The organism is Enterobacter sp. SA187, assembly GCF_001888805.2.
Taxonomy (GTDB): Bacteria; Pseudomonadota; Gammaproteobacteria; order Enterobacterales; family Enterobacteriaceae; genus Enterobacter_D.
Map to the genome: position 1 here is coordinate 924226 of NZ_CP019113.1, position 17862 is coordinate 942087.

Annotated in this window: 15 protein-coding genes; 11 read left to right on the forward strand and 4 right to left on the reverse strand. The window is 57.6% G+C overall.

The window, feature by feature from the left end:
- Positions 1 to 13: 13 nt before the first annotated feature.
- Positions 14 to 706, reverse strand: a complete 693-nt coding sequence (locus BMF08_RS04550; protein WP_072571297.1) for a hydrolase — start codon at positions 704 to 706, stop codon at positions 14 to 16.
- 229 nt (positions 707 to 935) lie between these two features.
- On the opposite strand from BMF08_RS04550, the gene BMF08_RS04555 reads away from it, so the two are divergent.
- The 6 genes from BMF08_RS04555 to BMF08_RS04580 all read left to right on the forward strand — a co-directional run bounded on the left by BMF08_RS04555 (position 936) and on the right by BMF08_RS04580 (position 8169).
- Positions 936 to 2813 (forward strand): amidohydrolase, encoded by a 1878-nt coding sequence (locus BMF08_RS04555; protein ID WP_072571128.1) that lies wholly within the window; start codon positions 936 to 938, stop codon positions 2811 to 2813.
- 4 nt (positions 2814 to 2817) lie between these two features.
- Entirely contained in the window at positions 2818 to 3243 is a 426-nt protein-coding gene (locus tag BMF08_RS04560) for a DoxX family protein (RefSeq protein ID WP_072571296.1), read from the forward strand.
- Complete coding sequence (locus BMF08_RS04565; protein ID WP_072571127.1) at positions 3230 to 4855, forward strand: MFS transporter; 1626 nt, start codon at positions 3230 to 3232, stop codon at positions 4853 to 4855. The genes BMF08_RS04560 and BMF08_RS04565 overlap by 14 nt, the downstream gene beginning before the upstream one ends.
- A gap of 41 nt (positions 4856 to 4896) precedes the next feature.
- Complete coding sequence (locus BMF08_RS04570; protein ID WP_072571126.1) at positions 4897 to 5718, forward strand: alpha/beta fold hydrolase; 822 nt, start codon at positions 4897 to 4899, stop codon at positions 5716 to 5718.
- Between the two features lie 127 nt (positions 5719 to 5845).
- Positions 5846 to 6271 carry a CopD family protein gene (locus BMF08_RS04575; protein ID WP_072571125.1) on the forward strand — a complete coding sequence of 142 codons (426 nt, stop codon included), beginning with the start codon at positions 5846 to 5848 and terminating at the stop codon, positions 6269 to 6271.
- Positions 6272 to 6519: 248 nt separating this feature from the next.
- Positions 6520 to 8169: an alpha,alpha-trehalase gene (locus tag BMF08_RS04580; RefSeq protein ID WP_072571124.1), complete on the forward strand. Its 1650-nt coding sequence runs from the start codon at positions 6520 to 6522 to the stop codon at positions 8167 to 8169.
- Positions 8170 to 8208: 39 nt separating this feature from the next.
- Here the strand turns inward: BMF08_RS04580 and BMF08_RS04585 are convergent, their stop codons facing one another.
- A complete protein-coding gene (locus tag BMF08_RS04585; protein ID WP_072571123.1) occupies positions 8209 to 9810 on the reverse strand; it encodes an STY4199 family HEPN domain-containing protein in 1602 nt (533 codons plus the stop codon).
- A gap of 141 nt (positions 9811 to 9951) precedes the next feature.
- Here BMF08_RS04585 and BMF08_RS04590 point away from each other — a divergent pair, with 141 nt between their 5' ends.
- Both BMF08_RS04590 and BMF08_RS04595 read left to right on the forward strand, forming a co-directional pair.
- Complete coding sequence (locus BMF08_RS04590) at positions 9952 to 10479, forward strand: GNAT family N-acetyltransferase (protein ID WP_072571122.1); 528 nt, start codon at positions 9952 to 9954, stop codon at positions 10477 to 10479.
- Positions 10480 to 10558: 79 nt separating this feature from the next.
- Positions 10559 to 10957, forward strand: coding sequence for a YgiW/YdeI family stress tolerance OB fold protein (locus BMF08_RS04595; RefSeq protein WP_072571121.1), 399 nt, complete (start codon positions 10559 to 10561; stop codon positions 10955 to 10957).
- Positions 10958 to 10992: 35 nt separating this feature from the next.
- Here the strand turns inward: BMF08_RS04595 and BMF08_RS04600 are convergent, their stop codons facing one another.
- Complete coding sequence (locus BMF08_RS04600) at positions 10993 to 11751, reverse strand: SDR family NAD(P)-dependent oxidoreductase (protein WP_072571120.1); 759 nt, start codon at positions 11749 to 11751, stop codon at positions 10993 to 10995.
- A gap of 119 nt (positions 11752 to 11870) precedes the next feature.
- Between BMF08_RS04600 and BMF08_RS04605 the strand changes: the two genes are divergently transcribed.
- The 3 genes from BMF08_RS04605 to BMF08_RS04615 all read left to right on the forward strand — a co-directional run bounded on the left by BMF08_RS04605 (position 11871) and on the right by BMF08_RS04615 (position 15455).
- Positions 11871 to 12773 (forward strand): LysR family transcriptional regulator, encoded by a 903-nt coding sequence (locus tag BMF08_RS04605; RefSeq protein ID WP_072571119.1) that lies wholly within the window; start codon positions 11871 to 11873, stop codon positions 12771 to 12773.
- A 51-nt stretch (positions 12774 to 12824) separates the two neighbouring features.
- Positions 12825 to 13859 carry an inner membrane protein YhjD gene (gene yhjD / locus BMF08_RS04610; protein WP_072571118.1) on the forward strand — a complete coding sequence of 345 codons (1035 nt, stop codon included), beginning with the start codon at positions 12825 to 12827 and terminating at the stop codon, positions 13857 to 13859.
- A gap of 273 nt (positions 13860 to 14132) precedes the next feature.
- Positions 14133 to 15455, forward strand: coding sequence for an MFS transporter (locus tag BMF08_RS04615; protein ID WP_072571117.1), 1323 nt, complete (start codon positions 14133 to 14135; stop codon positions 15453 to 15455).
- A 39-nt stretch (positions 15456 to 15494) separates the two neighbouring features.
- Here BMF08_RS04615 and metE read toward each other — a convergent pair whose 3' ends face one another.
- Positions 15495 to 17756: a 5-methyltetrahydropteroyltriglutamate--homocysteine S-methyltransferase gene (gene metE, locus BMF08_RS04620; protein WP_072571116.1), complete on the reverse strand. Its 2262-nt coding sequence runs from the start codon at positions 17754 to 17756 to the stop codon at positions 15495 to 15497.
- Between the last annotated feature and the right edge of the window lie 106 nt (positions 17757 to 17862).

Genomic DNA, 17862 nt, shown 5'->3' on the forward strand with positions numbered 1-17862 from the left:
CCAGCGGCAGTGATTAGCGAACCGGAGCCGGTACCGGCGCCAGGGTGCGGTGCTCGCTTTCCTGACGTGACGGCGCTTTGTGCACCATGGTGTAGGCGTAATCCACGCCCATGCCGTAAGCGCCGGAGTGCTCACGCACAATATCCATCACCGGGGTGTAAGTCTCTTTACGCGCCCAGTCACGCTGCCATTCCAGCATCACTTGCTGCCAGGTTACCGGGATCACGCCCACCTGGATCATGCGCTGCATCGCCATGTCGTGGGCTTCTTTGGAGGTACCGCCAGAGGCATCCGATACCATATAAATTTCGTAATCGCCTTCCAGAATGGCGCACAGAGAGAAGCTGTTGTTGCACACTTCGGTCCACAGACCTGCTACCACCACTTTTTTCTTGCCGTTTTTCGCCAGCGCGTCACGCACTTTCTGGTCATCCCAGGAGTTCATGGAAGTACGCTCAAGGATGTCCTGACCCGGGAAGACATCCAGCAGTTCCGGATAAGTGTTCCCGGAGAAGCTTTCTGTTTCCACAGTGGTGATGATGGTGGGAATGTTGAACACTTTCGCCGCTTTTGCCAGCGCCACGGTGTTGTTCTTCAGTACCTGACGATCTATGGACTGCACACCAAATGCCATCTGCGGCTGGTGGTCGATAAAGATCATCTGGCAGTTATGCGGGGTCAGTAATTCAAGTTTGCTGTTGTTCATGATGTCGCCCATTGAGGTTAATTGTTAAGTGTCTCTGTCGGGGCGCAGTGTAAGAACCTTTTGATTTCCCGCCTATTGTCTCTGCGTATAACTATACCTTCGTATAACTAGACGCTTTTTATCCCGCCTGACCATAATCCCGCCATTCTCCCCCTGCGCTACTGCTCAGGCATTTTATTGTCCACGGTTCACATACCTTTTTTACGGACATCTTCATTCTGGAGGTTCTATGGTTACCCTCGGTAAAGCCGACATCATTCTGACGAATGGTAAGTTTCATACTGTCGATCGCGAGAATCCGCTGGCGGAAGCGGTCGCCATTCGCGATGGCAAGTTTATTGAAGCCGGTACGCTTAATGAGGTGATGCAGTATCACTGCGAGGCCACCAAAGTGATCGACCTGAAAGGTCACACCGCCATTCCGGGCCTTAACGATTCGCACCTGCACCTGATCCGCGGCGGCCTGAACTACAACCTCGAACTGCGCTGGGAAGGCGTGCCGTCGGTGGCAGACGCGCTGCGCATGCTGAAAGAGCAGGCGCTGCGCACGCCAAACCCGCAGTGGGTGCGCGTGGTGGGCGGCTGGAGCGAATTCCAGTTCGCCGAGCGCCGTATGCCGACGCTGGATGAAATCAACGAGGCCGCGCCGGACACACCGGTGTTTGTGCTGCACCTTTACGATCGCGCCCTGCTCAACCGCGCCGCGCTGAAAGTGGTGGGTTACACCAAAGATACCCCGAACCCGCCGGGCGGCGAGATCCAGCGCGACAGCAACGGCAACCCGACCGGGATGCTGATTGCCCGTCCGAACGCCATGATGCTCTACGCCACCCTGGCGAAAGGGCCGAAACTGCCGCTGGAGCAGCAGGTGAACTCCACCCGCCAGTTTATGCGCGAGCTGAATCGCCTCGGCCTGACCAGCGCCATTGACGCGGGCGGCGGTTTCCAGAACTACCCGGAAGATTACGAAGTCATCGCCGAGCTGCATGAGAAGAAGCAGATGACCATTCGTATCGCCTACAACCTCTTTACCCAGCGTCCCGGACATGAGCTGGAAGACTTCGAAAAATGGACCGACATGCTGACGCCGGGCCAGGGCAGCGACTATTTCCGTCATAACGGGGCGGGTGAAATGCTGGTCTTCTCTGCCGCCGACTTTGAAGATTTCCTCGAGCCGCGTCCGGATCTGGCGCCGGGCATGGAAGATGAGCTGGAGCGCGTGGTGCGCCATCTGGTGGAGCATCGCTGGCCGTTCCGCCTGCACGCCACTTACGATGAGTCCATCAGCCGTATGCTGGACGTGTTTGAGAAAGTGAACCGCGACATTCCGTTCAACGGCCTGCACTGGTTCTTTGACCACGCGGAAACCGTGACCCAGCGTAATATCGACCGTATTAAAGAACTGGGCGGCGGCATCGCCGTGCAGCACCGCATGGCGTTCCAGGGCGAATACTTTGCCGAGCGCTACGGCATCGAAGCCACCCGCCACACCCCGCCGGTCGCCCGTATGCTGGAAACCGGCGTGCCGGTCGGTCTGGGTACCGACGCCACCCGCGTTGCCAGCTATAACCCGTGGACCGCGCTCTACTGGCTGGTTTCCGGCCGTACCGTCGGCGGCATGCAGATGTATGACGTTAACGCCCGTCTCGATCGTGAAACGGCGCTGATGCTCTGGACGCAGGGCAGCGCCTGGTTCTCCAGCGAGCAGGGCAAAAAAGGCCAGATCAAAGTGGGGCAGCTGGCGGATATGGTGGTGCTGAGCAAAGACTATTTCGCCGTACCGGAAGAAGAGATCAAAGGCATTGAATCCGTGCTGACCATTGTTGATGGCAATATTGTCTATGCCGCCGGATCCTTCAGTGCAGAAGCGCCGCCGTCTATCCCGGTTCTGCCGGAATGGTCGCCGGTGGTGAACGTCCCTGGCCACTACCGCAGCGCGCCGCCGAACGCCCAAACCCGCGTCGGAATGCAGCAGATGCCGCACCAGTGCAGCGGGCCGTGCGGCGTACATAGTCACTCCCATGATATTGCGCGGGGTTCAAACGTACCGGTTGCCGAAAATAACGCCTTCTGGGGCGCGCTCGGTTGCAGCTGCTTTGCGTTCTGATGCCATGAAAAATTCACTGAACGTTAATCCGCCCCGTATTGATATGGGGCTATTGTTCCTGCGTCTGGCGGGCAGCCTGCTACTGTTGTATGTCCATGGCTTACCGAAGATTTTTCACTTCAGCGAGGAGCTGACACGTATTGAAGATCCTTTCGGCATGGGGCCGTACATGAGCCTGATCCCGGCGATTATTGCCGAGGTGATCTGCCCGCTGTTTATCATTGCCGGTGTGTTTACCCGCCTCGCCTGCCTGCCGATTATTGGCGTGCTGCTGGTGGCGATGCTGGTGGTACATGCCGACTGGTCAATTGCCGAAGGGCAGTTCGGCTGGCTGCTGCTGATCATCTTCGGCACCCTGGCGCTGACCGGCCCTGGCCGCTGGCGCATGGCGTCAGGCGGCATTACGGAGGTGTCCCGTGGCGCAGGTTAATGACATCCACGATATGCCTAAAGCGGATCTGCCGCCGGTCACGGCGGCGGTTTCCCCGTGGCAGCCGCTGCGCCAGCGTGTGTTCCGCATGCTGTGGATCGCCACCGTGGTGTCGAATGTCGGCTCATGGATGAACGATGTCGGCATCAACTGGACCATGCTGACGCTGAGCGCCGATCCGCTCTCCGTCGCCATGGTGCAGGCCGCCAGTAGCCTGCCGATGTTCCTCTTTGCGCTGCCCTCAGGGGTGATGGCGGATATCGTCGATCGGCGTAAATACCTGCTGTTCTCGCAAATCTGGGTGTTTATCGCCGCCGCAGGCCTGACGTTTATGTCATGGGCGGATATGGTCACGCCGGGCGTCCTGCTGATCGCCGCCTTCCTGCTCAGCACCGGCGCGGCCATGAGCTCGCCGCCGTTCCAGGCCATAGTGCCGGATCTGGTGAAAAAAGAAGAGCTGGGATCGGCCATTGCGCTCAATTCGCTGGGGATCAATATCAGCCGCGCCATCGGCCCGGCGCTCGGCGGCCTGGTGCTCTCCTTTGCGGGGCCGTGGATGGTGTTCCTGCTGAACGCCCTGTCGGTGCTCGGCGTCTTCTGGGTACTGTATGTGTGGAAGGCGCAGCCGAATGTGCAGCGTCTGCCGCCGGAGCACTTCTTCCCGGCGGTACGGGCGGGGGTGCGCTATGTGCATGCCGCGCCGGTGCTGCGTAACGTATTAGTGCGCACCGTCGCCTTCTTTGTTTTCGGCAGCGCGGGCTGGGCATTACTGCCGCTGGTGGCGCGTCGGGAACTGGGGCTGGGGCCGGGCGGTTACGGCATTATGCTTGGCTGCATCGGCGTGGGCGCGGTATGCGGCGCGCTGCTGCTGCCACGCATGCGCAAACGCTTCAACCCGGACCAATTGATGGTGCTGGCGAGCGTGATGTTTGCCGTGACGATGCTGGCGCTGGCCTTTGTCCGCCACTTCTGGCTGCTGAACGCCTTTGAATTCTTTACCGGCTTCGCGTGGATTGCCGTGCTGTCGACGCTCAATCTGGGGGCGCAACGCAGCGCCGCCAAATGGGTGAAAGCCCGCGCGCTGGCGGTCTACCTGACGGTGTTCTTCGGTTCGATGACCGCAGGCAGCGCCCTCTGGGGCCAGCTCGCCTCGCAGTTCAGCATTCCGTTTTCCCTCTGTGTGGCGACGGCGGGCATGTTGCTGGCCAGCGCCACCGTGCTGCGCTGGCGGCTGGATCAGGATCCGGATCTGAATCTCGATCTGAGCGCCATTAACGAAGCCGCGCCGGAGCTTGAGATCCGCCACGATCGCGGCCCGGTCATGGTGAGCTATCACTACCTGGTCAGCCCGCAAAGCGCCCATGATTTTGTGGTGTGTATGCAGGATATGCGTCGCGTCAGGCGACGCGGCGGCGCGCTGAACTGGGCGATTTACGAAGACATCCTGCAACCGGGTATTTTCGTGGAAACCTTTGTCGTCGGATCCTGGATGGAGCATTTGCGTCAGCGGGAGCGCTACACCATGAACGACAAGAAAATTCAGAATCGGGTGCTAGGATTCCATCAGGGGTCCGATCTTCCGGAAGTTCGTTATCTTATCGCGCCAGAATAAGGCTCGACTTGTTAAATGCATATTAATCAACGAGGTAAAGCATGAGCACATTTAAGACGCAGGATGGTACGCAGATCTATTTCAAAGACTGGGGCACGGGTAAGCCGGTACTGTTCAGCCACGGCTGGCCGCTGGATGGCGATATGTGGGACAGCCAGCTCAATTTCCTCGCCGAGAACGGCTACCGGGTTATCGCCTTTGACCGTCGTGGCTTTGGCCGCTCCGATCAGCCGTGGAATGGCTACAACTACGACACCTTCGCGTCAGACATTAACGATCTGATCACCCATCTGGATCTGCAACAGGTGACGCTGGTGGGCTTCTCCATGGGCGGCGGCGACGTGACGCGCTACATCAACAACTACGGCACCTCGCGCGTGGCGGGTCTGGTGCTGCTGGGCGCAGTGACCCCGATCTTCGGTAAAACCGCGGATTATCCGGCGGGCGTCGATATGTCTGTCTTCGAAGGCATCCGTCAGGGGCTGCGTAAGGATCGCGCGCAGTTCATCAGCGATTTCGCCACGCCGTTCTATGGCACCAATGCCGGGCAGACCGTCTCCGAAGGCGTACTGACCCAGACGCTGAACATTGCGCTGCTGGCCTCGCTGAAAGGCACCATTGACTGCGTAACCGCTTTCTCAGAAACCGACTTCCGCCCGGATATGGCGAAAATTGACGTGCCGACGCTGGTGATCCACGGCAGCAATGACCAGGTGGTACCGTTTGAAAGCACCGGTAAAGTGGCGGCGGAAATGATCGTCGGCGCTAAACTGAAGGTTTACGACAACGCGCCGCACGGTTTTGCCGTCACCCATACCGACGAGCTGAATGCCGATCTGCTGGCCTTTTTACAGACGCTGTAACGGACGTTTAACACCGCCCCCTGAAGACCGGCCATCGTGCCGGTTTTTTTTATAAGAACATACTCAACTTTAATCCATTTAGAGAGTACGCTTATCCGCACGCACGCTTATTTTCTAAGGATTAAACATGGCTCACCAGTGGTTAAACGTCATTCATCTGATTACAGGGATGGTCTGGCTCGGCGGTTTATTGATGATGGCGGTGGTGGTCGTGGCCTGTGGCGCGGGCAATACCAGCAACTATATTTCGCTGCTCGCCCAGGTTCGCCGCTGGAGCCGCAGCGTGACGTCTCCTGCGATGCTGATCCTCTGGGCCTGCGGGCTGGCGATGATTGTCAGTCATGGCGGCGGCTTGCCCCTCTGGCTGATCCTTAAAATTGTCGTGCTGGTGGTGCTCTCCGGTCTGCATGGCATGCTCTCTGCCACCCTGCGACGTCTGGCGGAAGGACAAAATAAGCCTTTGCGCCCGTTTATTCGTTATACGCCATGGATCGTCGTGCTGGCGACGGCGCTGATTGTTCTGTTTGTTAAAGTGGGGCATGTCATCGGCTAATTGCCGGAAAACATTCATATCGTGTTGCAAAGCGATTGCTCTGAATTGTGGGGGCAGTCGCCGTTCGTGCATTCGGGAAATCAGTAGTGCAAACAGCGATTTATTATTTTCCCGCGCCAGACGAGGCGTGAAGAAATGTGATCTACCGCACAGTATGCAACTCAACGGGTAAAAAGACTGTCTACGCTTATAAGTAGCCGGGCAACACCCGTATCTTTTTACGACGCCATCCGGAGGTCAGCATCACTATGTTCAACCAGAAACTCAAACCAGATGAATCCGTTGAATTCGTGATCGAAGAAAAAACCAGCTTTGACACCGATCCGTACGAGCTCAAGCTTGCGGAAATGCTTGAGGCGGAACCGGAACCGGAAATGATCGAAGGCTACCCCGCCTCCGATGCGCTGACGCCTGCCGATCGCTATCTGGAACTGTTTGAACACGTGCAGTCCACCCGACTGTTTGCCGACAGCAAAACTTTTCCCGACTGTGCGCCGAAAATGGATCCCCTTGATATTCTGATCCGTTATCGCCGTATCAAACGCCGCCCTGATTTTGATCTGCAAAAGTTCGTCATGGCGCATTTCTGGTTGCCGGAACAGTACGGCAGCGAATACGTCTCCGATCCCAAAAACTCGCTGAAAGAACACATCGACCAGCTCTGGCCGATACTGACCCGCGAGCCGCAGGATCATATCCCGTGGTCATCGCTGCTGGCGCTGCCGCAGGCCTATATCGTGCCGGGCGGCCGCTTTAGCGAAACCTATTACTGGGACTCCTATTTCACCATGCTCGGCCTCGCCGAGAGTGGGCGTAACGACCTGCTGAAATGCATGGCGGACAATTTTGCGTGGATGATCGAACGTTACGGTCATATCCCGAACGGTAACCGGACTTACTACCTCAGCCGTTCCCAGCCGCCGGTCTTTGCGCTGATGGTGGAACTGTTTGAGGAAGACGGCGTGCGCGGCGCGCGTCGCTATCTGGAACATCTGCTGATGGAGTACAGCTTCTGGATGGACGGCGCGGAATCGCTGGTGCCAAACCAGGCGTACCGTTCTGCGGTGCGTATGCCGGACGGATCGCTGCTCAACCGTTACTGGGATGACCGTGATACGCCGCGCGATGAATCCTGGCTGGAGGACGTGGAAACTGCCCGTCATTCCGGGCGTCCGGCCAGCGAAGTGTACCGCGATCTGCGCGCGGGCGCGGCGTCCGGCTGGGATTATTCTTCCCGCTGGCTGCGCGATGCGAACCGCCTCGCCAGTATCCGCACCACACAATTTATCCCTATCGATTTGAACGCTTTCCTGTTCAAACTGGAAAGCACCATTGCCAATATTTCCGGCGTGAAAGGCGACCGGGAAGGCGAAGCGATGTTCCGCCAGCGGGCGAGCGATCGCCGTGCGGCGGTCAACCGCTATCTGTGGGACGACGAGAAAGGCTGTTACCGCGATTACGACTGGCGACGCGGCGAAATGGCGCTGTTTTCCGCCGCCAGTCTTGTTCCGCTCTATGTCGGTATGGCAACGCATGAACAGGCCGACCGGCTGGCCGTAGCGGTGCGTGAACGTCTGCTGACGCCAGGCGGCGTGATGGCGACTGAATATGAAACCGGCGAGCAGTGGGACAAACCGAACGGCTGGGCTCCGCTGCAATGGATGGCGATCCAGGGCTTTAAACTCTACGGTAATGATGCGCTCGGAGATGAGATCGCCCACAGCTGGCTGGAAACGGTAAATCTGTTTTACCAGCGTCACCATAAGCTGATTGAGAAGTACCACATCGCAGGCGGTACCCCGCGCGAAGGGGGCGGCGGTGAATATCCGTTGCAGGACGGCTTTGGCTGGACGAACGGCGTGGTACGGCGTCTGATTGGTCTGTACGGCGAACCCTGATCGCTACCCGGCAGCGACGCGCTGCCGGGCATACAGCGGTTAGTCAATCACCTCATAAATCGATGTCTGGATCGCCAGCCATTTTTTGGTGCGGGCGTCCGGCTCTGCGAGAGCTCTGCGCTTCGCCTGATCCATTTCATATTGCTGACGCTTCACCACCGCAGGCGTCGTACAGAATGCCCGCAGATAAGCTTTGCGCATTGAGGTGAGCTTTTCGCCGGTGACCATGGCATGGCTCAGGGTGCTGATAAAGCGTCGGCAGGGTTTCAGTTCCACCATTTGCAGGCGATAGCGCAGCAGCAGTTCCAGTACATCATCGTGACCTGCTGACATCGCCTCTTCCGTCCACGACAGCTTCCAGTCCATACCACCCTGCAAGAACAGCTGCACCACCCGCGAATCGTTACGGTTAATGGCCGCACGCAGATTATTTTCGTCCCAGGTAATGCCCATACGGGTCAGATTCTCCCGCGACGAGGGTTTTTCGCGTAGCGGCTCGCTCTGCTCCTGCTGCACTTCTGTCTGGGCGGCCTGCGCAGTTTGTGGGGGATTGCCGCCACCGCTGAACAACCACAGCCCGCTGCCCATGATGCCGAGCACCATCACGCCTACCGCGCCCCACAGCACCCCCGATACCAGTTGTTCCCGCTGCTCCGGGGTGCGTGGCGCGCGCTGCCCTGGTCGTTCAATACTGTCACGAACCTCAAAAATATCACCGCCGGTAGCGCGCGCTTTTTTACGCGCCCGCTCCCAGAAAGATTGCAGCTCAACCGCGTCTGCCGCCAGTAACAGATCCGGGCTGATACGGGTGCGCCCTTCTCTGAAGGCGTTCTGCACGGAACTGGTGATCTGCGGGTAGTAGCTGTCCAGTAAACGCAGCTGCGCCGGGGAGAGCAAATCCTGGGAGATCAGGGTATTGCGGATCTGCCGGATGTCATCCAGAAAGACCTGGAGCGTTTTGCGCGGCTCGGCAAACAGCATCAGCGTATGCGGATCGTTAAACAGTGCCGAGTAGCGCTGGGTGAACTCTTTTTTATCCACCAGCATCAGCGCCAGCTCGCTGAATAACATGCCGCTTAACACGTCGTTACGCTCGCCCAGCTTCAGCCAGCGCCGCACGCGATCGACGCCGAACTGCGTTTTCAGATGGTTACTGAGCTGGATACTGTCGGGCCAGGCTTCGTAGATCAGCGCTTTGATCATCAGCTCAATCGCCCGTAACTGCGCCAGCGCCTGCTGCTGTTGCTGCGTCTCATCCAGCACAGTGATTTCGGTGCTGTAGGTGAGCTGCGGCTGTTTTTCCCGCAGCAGTTCAAGGGAGGTCATAAAGCGCAGCGCCGTGATCAGCTGGTTTTCACTGACCTCCTGCCCGCTTTCATACTGCGGCACCCGCTGTTGCAGATGGCGCAACAACAGGGTGAACTGCGACAGTTCCGCATCGTTCAGCCGCAGCCGGTGAGCGACCGCCGCCCAGCCGCCAAGATTCGCCCGGGCGGCGTCCAGCTGTTCCAGAAACCAGCGTGGATCTTTGCCCTCGGTCACATCAATATCAAGCAGTGATAAAATTTCGGTGGAGGCCTGACGAATGATGCCGATACAGTGTTCAAACTGTTCGCGAATGCCAGACGTTGAATTGCGCATCTTTATTTTCCTTTAAGTGCAACCAGCCGACGTTAATTTTGTGGGCATTTTTCTTTATTTTTTCTTTTTTTCCAGCCACTTATACGATAGACCAGTTATACAGGAATATCAGTGACGGCTGCACAGATATGGAAGCGAAATATGCTTGAGCTGACCACGGAACGCCTCTGGTGCCGACAGATCCAGTCAACGGACTGGCCGTTTTTCCTCGCGCTGTATGAGGATGCGCAGATCATGCGTTTTGTCTCTGACCCGCGTCCGCAGGAGGAGATCCACGCGGCATTCGAGAGCCGCCTGCCGCCATGGACGCCGGGCAGCGCGCACTGGCTCTGTCTGATGGTATTTGAGCGCGCCACGGGGCAGCCGCTGGGCGTTACCGGTTATGTGCACCATGAAGCGGACTGCGCTGAAGTGGGCTTCCTGTTTGTGCCGCAGGCGCAGGGCAAAGGCTTTGGCGGCGAATCCCTGCGGGCAGTGTGCGACTACGCTTTTCAGCAGGGCGGCATTCGTCGGCTTATCGCCACGGTCACTGCCGGGAATACGCCATCAAAGGGATTACTGGATAAAACGGGGTTCATACTGGAAGGTGAACTGCGCGAAGCGTTCTGGCTGAACGGGCAGTGGCAAAATGACTGGCTTTTCGGTTTGCTGCGCCATGAATACCGCTGATCCAGACGATTCGCCCTTCATAATGCTGATCCTTATGCCAGGCTTAACAGGATAGCGAGGCAAAATTTAAGGAGTCAGCATGAGAAAAATGATTGTAGCCGCCACGGTAGCGGCGTTATTTGCCCTTCCGGCGCTTGCCGACGATAAGCCCGGCCTGAATACGGATGAAGCGCCGCGACCGGCGCACAAGCTCAATGACGGCTACCGCGGCGCTGAAGAAGCCCACTCAATGACCGTCGACCATGTTACAGAGATGCACGACGATGCCTCTGTGACCCTGCGCGGTAACCTGATCGCGAAAAAAGGTAACGATATTTATACCTTCCGCGATAAAACCGGCCAGATAGACGCTTATATTCCCATGGCGGTATTTACAGAAAGAGAAGTCAGCCCGGATCAGCTGATCAGTATTTCCGGTTCGCTGGACAAGCAGCAAACCCCGCCGCGGATAAAAGTTTCACGTCTGCAAAAAGAATAACCGAACGGGGGCGCTGCCCCCGTTTGTTTTGACACTTACAAAAACATTCCGCCCGATACTTCAATACGCTGCGCGTTCATCCAGCGAAGTTCGTCGCTGAGCAGCGCGGCGATGGCGTCGCCAATATCATCCGGTAGTCCAACGCGACCCAGCGCGGTTTGCGAGGCGACAAACCGGTTCATCTGCGCGTCATCCCGCACTCGCCCCCCGCCAAAGTCCGTTTCAATCGCCCCCGGCGCAATAATGTTTGCGGTGATACCGCGTGCGCCCAGCTCTTTCGCCTGATAACGGGTCAGCACTTCCATCGCGCCCTTCATGGCGGCGTAAGTGCTGGAGCCTGGCAGAGCAAAGCGCGCCAGCCCGGAGGAGACGTTCAGGATGCGGCCGCCGTCCTTCATCAGCGGCAGCAGGCGCTGGGTCAGGAAAAACGGCCCTTTCAGATGAATATTCATCATCTCATCAAACTGCGCTTCGCTGGTATCCGCGTAAGGGGCGTACAGACCCACGCCGGCGTTGTTTAATAAATAGTCGAAGTTGTCACGTTGCCAGACGTCTTTTAGCAGTTGCCGCACCTGTTCAGCAAATCCGGCGAACTGGCTGACATCACTGACATCCAGCTGCAAGGCCACGGCCTTCGCGCCCGCGCGCTCAATTTCCCCGACCACTGCCGCGGCTGCTTGCGCATTGCTGTGATACGTCAGGATCAAATCTGTTCCCTTTGCCGCCAGCTTCAGCGCAGCGTTTTTACCGAGGCCACGGCTGCCGCCGGTCACTATTGCGATAGGTTGTGTCATAAGAAACCTCATTTCAGGGGGTGTGGTGATTGAGAAGCAGCTTATTAGGTGATAGAAAATCAATAAAGATGTCCCGGTACGCTTCACTGTTTCATTTACAACAACAATAGGGCGCGGCGATGGATAAAGTTTACGCAATGCAGCTGTTCATTCGGGTGGCCGAACTGGAAAGTTTTACCCGTGCGGCGGAGTCGCTGGGTCTGCCGAAAGGCAGCGTCTCCCGCCAGATACAGGCGCTGGAGAACCATCTGGGCACGCAGTTGCTGCATCGTACCACCCGGCGGGTACAGCTCACCCAGGACGGCATGGTCTATTACGAACGGGCTAAGGATTTACTTATTAACCTCGATGAGCTCGATGGTTTATTTTTGCACGATCCTTCCACCCTCAGCGGACGACTGCGCGTGGATATGCCGGTCGCAGTGGCAAAAAACCTGGTCATTCCGCGCCTGTCCACCTTTGTACAGCAGTATCCCGGCCTTGAAATTGAACTGAGCAGCAGCGACCGGCTGGTGGATGTGATCCGCGAAGGCTTCGACTGCGTGGTGCGCGTCGGCACGCTGAAAGATTCGGGGTTGATTGCCCGTCCGCTGGGCAAGCTGTCGGTGATCAACTGCGCCAGCCCCGATTACCTCGCGCGATTTGGCTACCCGGAAACCCTGGAGGATCTGAGCGGCCATGCGGTGGTGCACTATGCGGTTAACCTCGGTACGCGCCCGCAGGGCTTTGAGGTATATCGCGACAATGCCACGCAGTGGATCAAAACCGGCGGCATCCTGACGGTCAACAGTACCGAAACCTATCATGCCGCCTGCCTGGCGGGGCTGGGGATTATTCAGGTGCCGCGCATTGGCGTGCGGGAGGCGCTGCGCAGCCGCAAACTGGTGGAAATCCTGCCGCAGTATCGCGCGCAGCCGATGCCGGTATCGCTGATTTATCCGCATCGCCGCAACCTGTCGCGCCGGGTGCATCTGTTCATGGAATGGCTGACTGACGTGATGAAAGCTTACGTTGACCAATGACCGTCTATAATTTCTGTTACATCACGCTAACAACGAAGGAACACAGCTCTGATGACAGCGGAAAATAGCGAGAAACGACCGACTCAGGACCTGGACTACGAGCCGGTAAAAAAAATGGACACCACGGATAAGCCGGAACCGGAGCCTGAAAAAAAAGGTGAGGGCGGCGGTGCCATCGAAACGGTGAAGGAGACCGCGGAAAAGATCCAGCGACGCCCGATGGTGGCGCACCTGATCCGCGCCACCGAACGCTTTAATGACCGCATGGGCAATCAGTTTGGTGCTGCTATCACCTACTTTTCGTTCCTGTCGATGATCCCCATTCTGATGGTCTCCTTCGCGGCAGCGGGCTTTGTGCTGGTGTCGAACCCGACGCTGCTGCAGGATATTTTTAATAAGATCCTCACCAACGTCAGCGATCCGACGCTGGCTTCCACGCTGAAAAATACCATCAACATTGCCGTGCAACAGCGTACAACGGTAGGCCTGGTGGGGTTGGGGGTGGCGCTCTACTCCGGTGTTAACTGGATGGGCAACCTGCGCGAAGCGATCCGCGCCCAGTCGCGTGACGTCTGGGAGCGTAACGCCCAGGACGATGAAAAGTTCTGGGTGAAATATCTGCGCGATTTTGTCTCGCTGATTGGCCTGCTGGTGGCGCTGATCATTACGCTTTCCATCACGTCCATTTCCGGCGCAGCGCAGGAGATGATCATTTCGGCGCTCTATCTGGATTCTATCGAGTGGCTGAAACCGGCCTGGCGGCTGATTGGTCTGGCGATTTCCATCTGCGCCAACTATCTGCTGTTCTTCTGGATCTTCTGGCGACTGCCGCGCCACAGACCGCGTAAGCGGGCGCTGATGCGCGGGACGCTTATTGCCGCCATTGGCTTTGAAGTGATTAAAATTATCATGACCTATACCCTGCCTTCACTGGTGCAGTCGCCGTCCGGCGCGGCCTTTGGTTCGGTGCTCGGTATCATGGCGTTCTTCTACTTCTTCGCCCGTCTGACGCTGTTCTGCGCCGCCTGGATCGCCACCGCAGAATACAAAGACGACCCGCGAATGCCGGGAAGAAAACACCGCTAAACCTATTATCGGGCTGAATAAAAACGCAAAATTTCAGCCCGATTCATCATTTCAGCATTATTATCCAGTCCGTAACTTTTATTTAACCGAAAACCAGTTTTATATTCTGATATTAAAAAAGTGTGAAGCATTTCATGGATGCCAAATCTCAGGCATGAAAATTATTCACTTTTTGCGCAATTAATCGCCGCCTCGCTGCTTTGTAACGGATTGAAATGTCGCTTTTGCTGTGCGTAATATGGCCGTCCGTTCGCCATAAAATAAGAAATATCTATGCAAGCTACAGCCACAACCCTCGACAATGAGCAGGAAAGCCCGCCGGTAAACTCACGCAATAAGGTCGTTGTTGCCTCCCTGATTGGCACCGCCATCGAGTTTTTCGATTTTTATATTTATGCCACCGCGGCGGTTATCGTCTTTCCACATATCTTCTTCCCGCAGGGCGATCCGACAGCGGCCACGCTACAGTCGCTGGCCACTTTCGCCATCGCCTTTATCGCCCGTCCGATTGGCTCGGCGGTATTTGGTCACTTTGGCGATCGCGTGGGACGTAAAACCACGCTGGTGGCGTCACTGCTGACGATGGGGATTTCCACGGTGCTGATCGGCCTGCTGCCGGGCTATGAAACCATCGGCATTTTCGCCCCGCTGCTGCTGGCGCTGGCGCGTTTTGGTCAGGGCCTGGGCCTTGGCGGTGAGTGGGGTGGCGCGGCGTTGCTGGCGACAGAAAATGCGCCGCCGCGTAAACGCGCCCTGTACGGCTCCTTCCCGCAGCTCGGCGCGCCCATTGGCTTCTTCTTTGCCAACGGCACCTTCCTGCTGCTCTCCTGGCTGCTGACCGACGAGCAGTTCATGAGCTGGGGCTGGCGCGTACCCTTCATTTTCTCTGCCGTGCTGGTGCTCATCGGTCTGTACGTGCGCGTGTCGCTGCATGAGTCGCCGGTGTTTGCTAAAGTCGCCGCGGCGAAAAAACAGGTGAAGATCCCGCTGGGTACGCTGCTGACGAAACATCTGCGCGTCACCATTCTCGGCACCTTCATCATGCTGGCGACCTATACGCTGTTTTACATCATGACGGTTTACTCAATGACCTACAGCACCACGCCTGCGCCTGTGGGACTGGGGATGCCGCGTAATGAAGTGCTGTGGATGCTGATGCTGGCGGTAATTGGTTTTGGCGTAATGGTGCCGGTAGCCGGTCTGCTGGCTGATGCTTATGGTCGCCGTAAATCAATGATTGCCATTACCTCGATGATCATTATTTTTGCGCTGTTTGCCTTCCCGCCGCTGCTGGGTTCCGGAAGCCAGGCGCTGGTAATGGTGTATCTGCTGCTGGGTCTGAGTCTGATGGGCCTGACCTTTGGCCCGATGGGCGCGCTGCTGCCGGAGCTGTTCCCGACGGAAGTACGTTATACCGGCGCGTCGTTCTCCTATAACGTGTCGTCAATTCTCGGCGCGTCTGTGGCCCCGTATATCGCCGCCTGGCTGACCGCCAATTATGGCCTGTTCTATGTCGGCATCTATCTGGCCGCGATGGCCGGTCTGACGTTAATCGCGCTGATCCTTACGCACGAAACGAAAGATCAGTCGCTGTAATAAATTTGCCCCTCTCCTGTTCAGGAGAGGGGAATATACTCACGCCGTGCGCAGGTTCTGCGCTGCTTTCACCATGTTCGCCAGTGCGCTGCGGGTCTCCGGCCAGCCGCGGGTTTTCAGGCCGCAGTCCGGGTTCACCCATAAACGCTCCGCCGGTACACGCTGCGCCGCCTTTTTCAGCAGCGCTTCGATCCACTCCACGCTCGGCACGTTCGGCGAGTGAATGTCATACACGCCCGGCCCGATTTCGTTCGGGTACTCGAACTCTTCAAAGGACTCCAGCAGCTCCATGTCAGAACGCGAGGTTTCGATGGTGATCACGTCGGCGTCCAGCGCGGCAATGGAATCCATGATGTCGTTAAACTCGCAGTAACACATGTGGGTGTGGATCTGTGTGTCATCGCGTACCACGGCGGCGTTAATCCGGAAGGCTTCGACGCCCCATGCCAGGTAGTCAGCCCAGTCGCTGCGGCGCAGCGGTAAACCTTCGCGCAGGGCCGGTTCGTCAATCTGAATGATGCCAATGCCCGCCGCTTCCAGATCCGCCACTTCATCACGCAGCGCCAGGGCGATCTGTTTAGCGATAGTTTCACGGCTGACGTCTTCACGCGGGAAGGACCAGCAGAGAATGGTCACCGGGCCGGTCAGCATGCCTTTTACCGGTTTGTCAGTCAGCGACTGGGCGTACTTCGCCCACTCCACGGTGATGGCTTCCGGGCGGCTGACGTCGCCAATCACCACTGGCGGTTTTACGCAGCGGGAGCCATAGCTCTGCACCCAGCCGTTTTGCGTGAATACGAAGCCGTCGAGGTGTTCGCCAAAGTATTCCACCATGTCGTTACGCTCGGCTTCGCCGTGCACCAGCACATCCAGCCCTAAGCGTTCCTGTTCGGCAATCGCCTGTTTGATATGTCCGGCGATGCCGGTGCGGTAATTGCCCGCGTCCAAACGTCCCTGTTTGAAATCCAGACGCAGGCCGCGGATCTCGGTGGTCTGCGGGAAGGAGCCGATGGTCGTTGTCGGCCACGCCGGCAGGTTGAAGCGTTCACGCTGGGCTTTTGCGCGTTCTGCATAAGCACTCTGGCGCTGGCTGTCCTGCGGGGTGATGGCCGCCAGACGCTGCTCCACGGCGGGGTTATGTACCCGCGCTGAACTGCGACGCGCCTGGATCGGGGCGCTCCATTCTGTCAGTTTTACCGTATCGCCGCTGTTCAGCGCATCGCGCAGCAGCGCCAGTTCTTCACATTTTTGCAGCGCAAAGGCGAACCAGCTTTTAACTTCCGCATCAAGGCGGGTTTCCACCGAGAGATCGATCGGGCTGTGCAGCAGCGAGCAGGACGACGCCACCCACAGATCGCGTTTACCGACAATCGGCTGGATCTGCGCGTATTTCTCTGTCAGATCGGCACGCCAGACGTTACGGCCATTAATTAAACCGGCGGACAGCAGCCAGTCGGACGGCAGACGGCGATGCAGTTCATTGACGTCATCCTTGCCGTGTACCAGATCCACATGCAGCCCCTGCACAGGCAGCGCGGTGATGGTGTCGAGGTTAGGCGTCACGCCTTCAAAATAGGTGGTCAGCAGCAGTTTGACCTGTCCGGTGAGCGCATCGTAGGCCGGTTTAAAGGCGTCCAGCCACGCCTGCGGCAGCTCCAGCACCAGCGCCGGTTCGTCAATCTGCACCCACTCAACGCCGCGTTTCGCCAGCTCGCCCAGCACCTGCTGATAGACCGGCAGAATATCGTCCAGCAGGCTCAGACGATCAAACTGCTCGCCTTTCACTTTGCCGAGCCACAGGTACGTCACCGGCCCCAGCAGCACAGGTTTGACGTTATGGCCCAATGCCAGCGCTTCATCCACCTCTTCCAGCAGCTGCGTCCAGGTGAGTTTGAACTGCTGGCCTTTGGTGAATTCCGGCACCATGTAGTGATAGTTGGTGTTAAACCATTTGGTCATTTCTGCGGCCGCAGCCGGTTCGCCGGTCGGCGCACGGCCACGGCCAATGCGGAACAGGGTGTCGATGTCGACGGATCCATCGTTGTTCTGATGACGAGCCGGCACGTTGCCGAGCAGCAGGCTGGTGGTCAGAACATGGTCGTACCAGGCGAAATCGCCCACCGGCAGCAGATCGATACCCGCCTGTTTTTGTTGATCCCAGTGACGGGCGCGCAGTTCGCGCCCCACCGCCAGTAATTCTTCACGGCTGGTGTTACCCGCCCAGTAGCTTTCTTGCGCTTTTTTCAGCTCGCGACGCAGGCCAACGCGAGGGAAACCGAGGGTGTGGTTGCGAATTGTCATAATTTCTTCCTCTAATGAATTATAAATCCTGTGGATTTTGAATTTAGGGAAGGCGGCAAGTTTGCTCATCCCCGGGAGCTTACATCAGTAAGTGACCGGGGTGAGT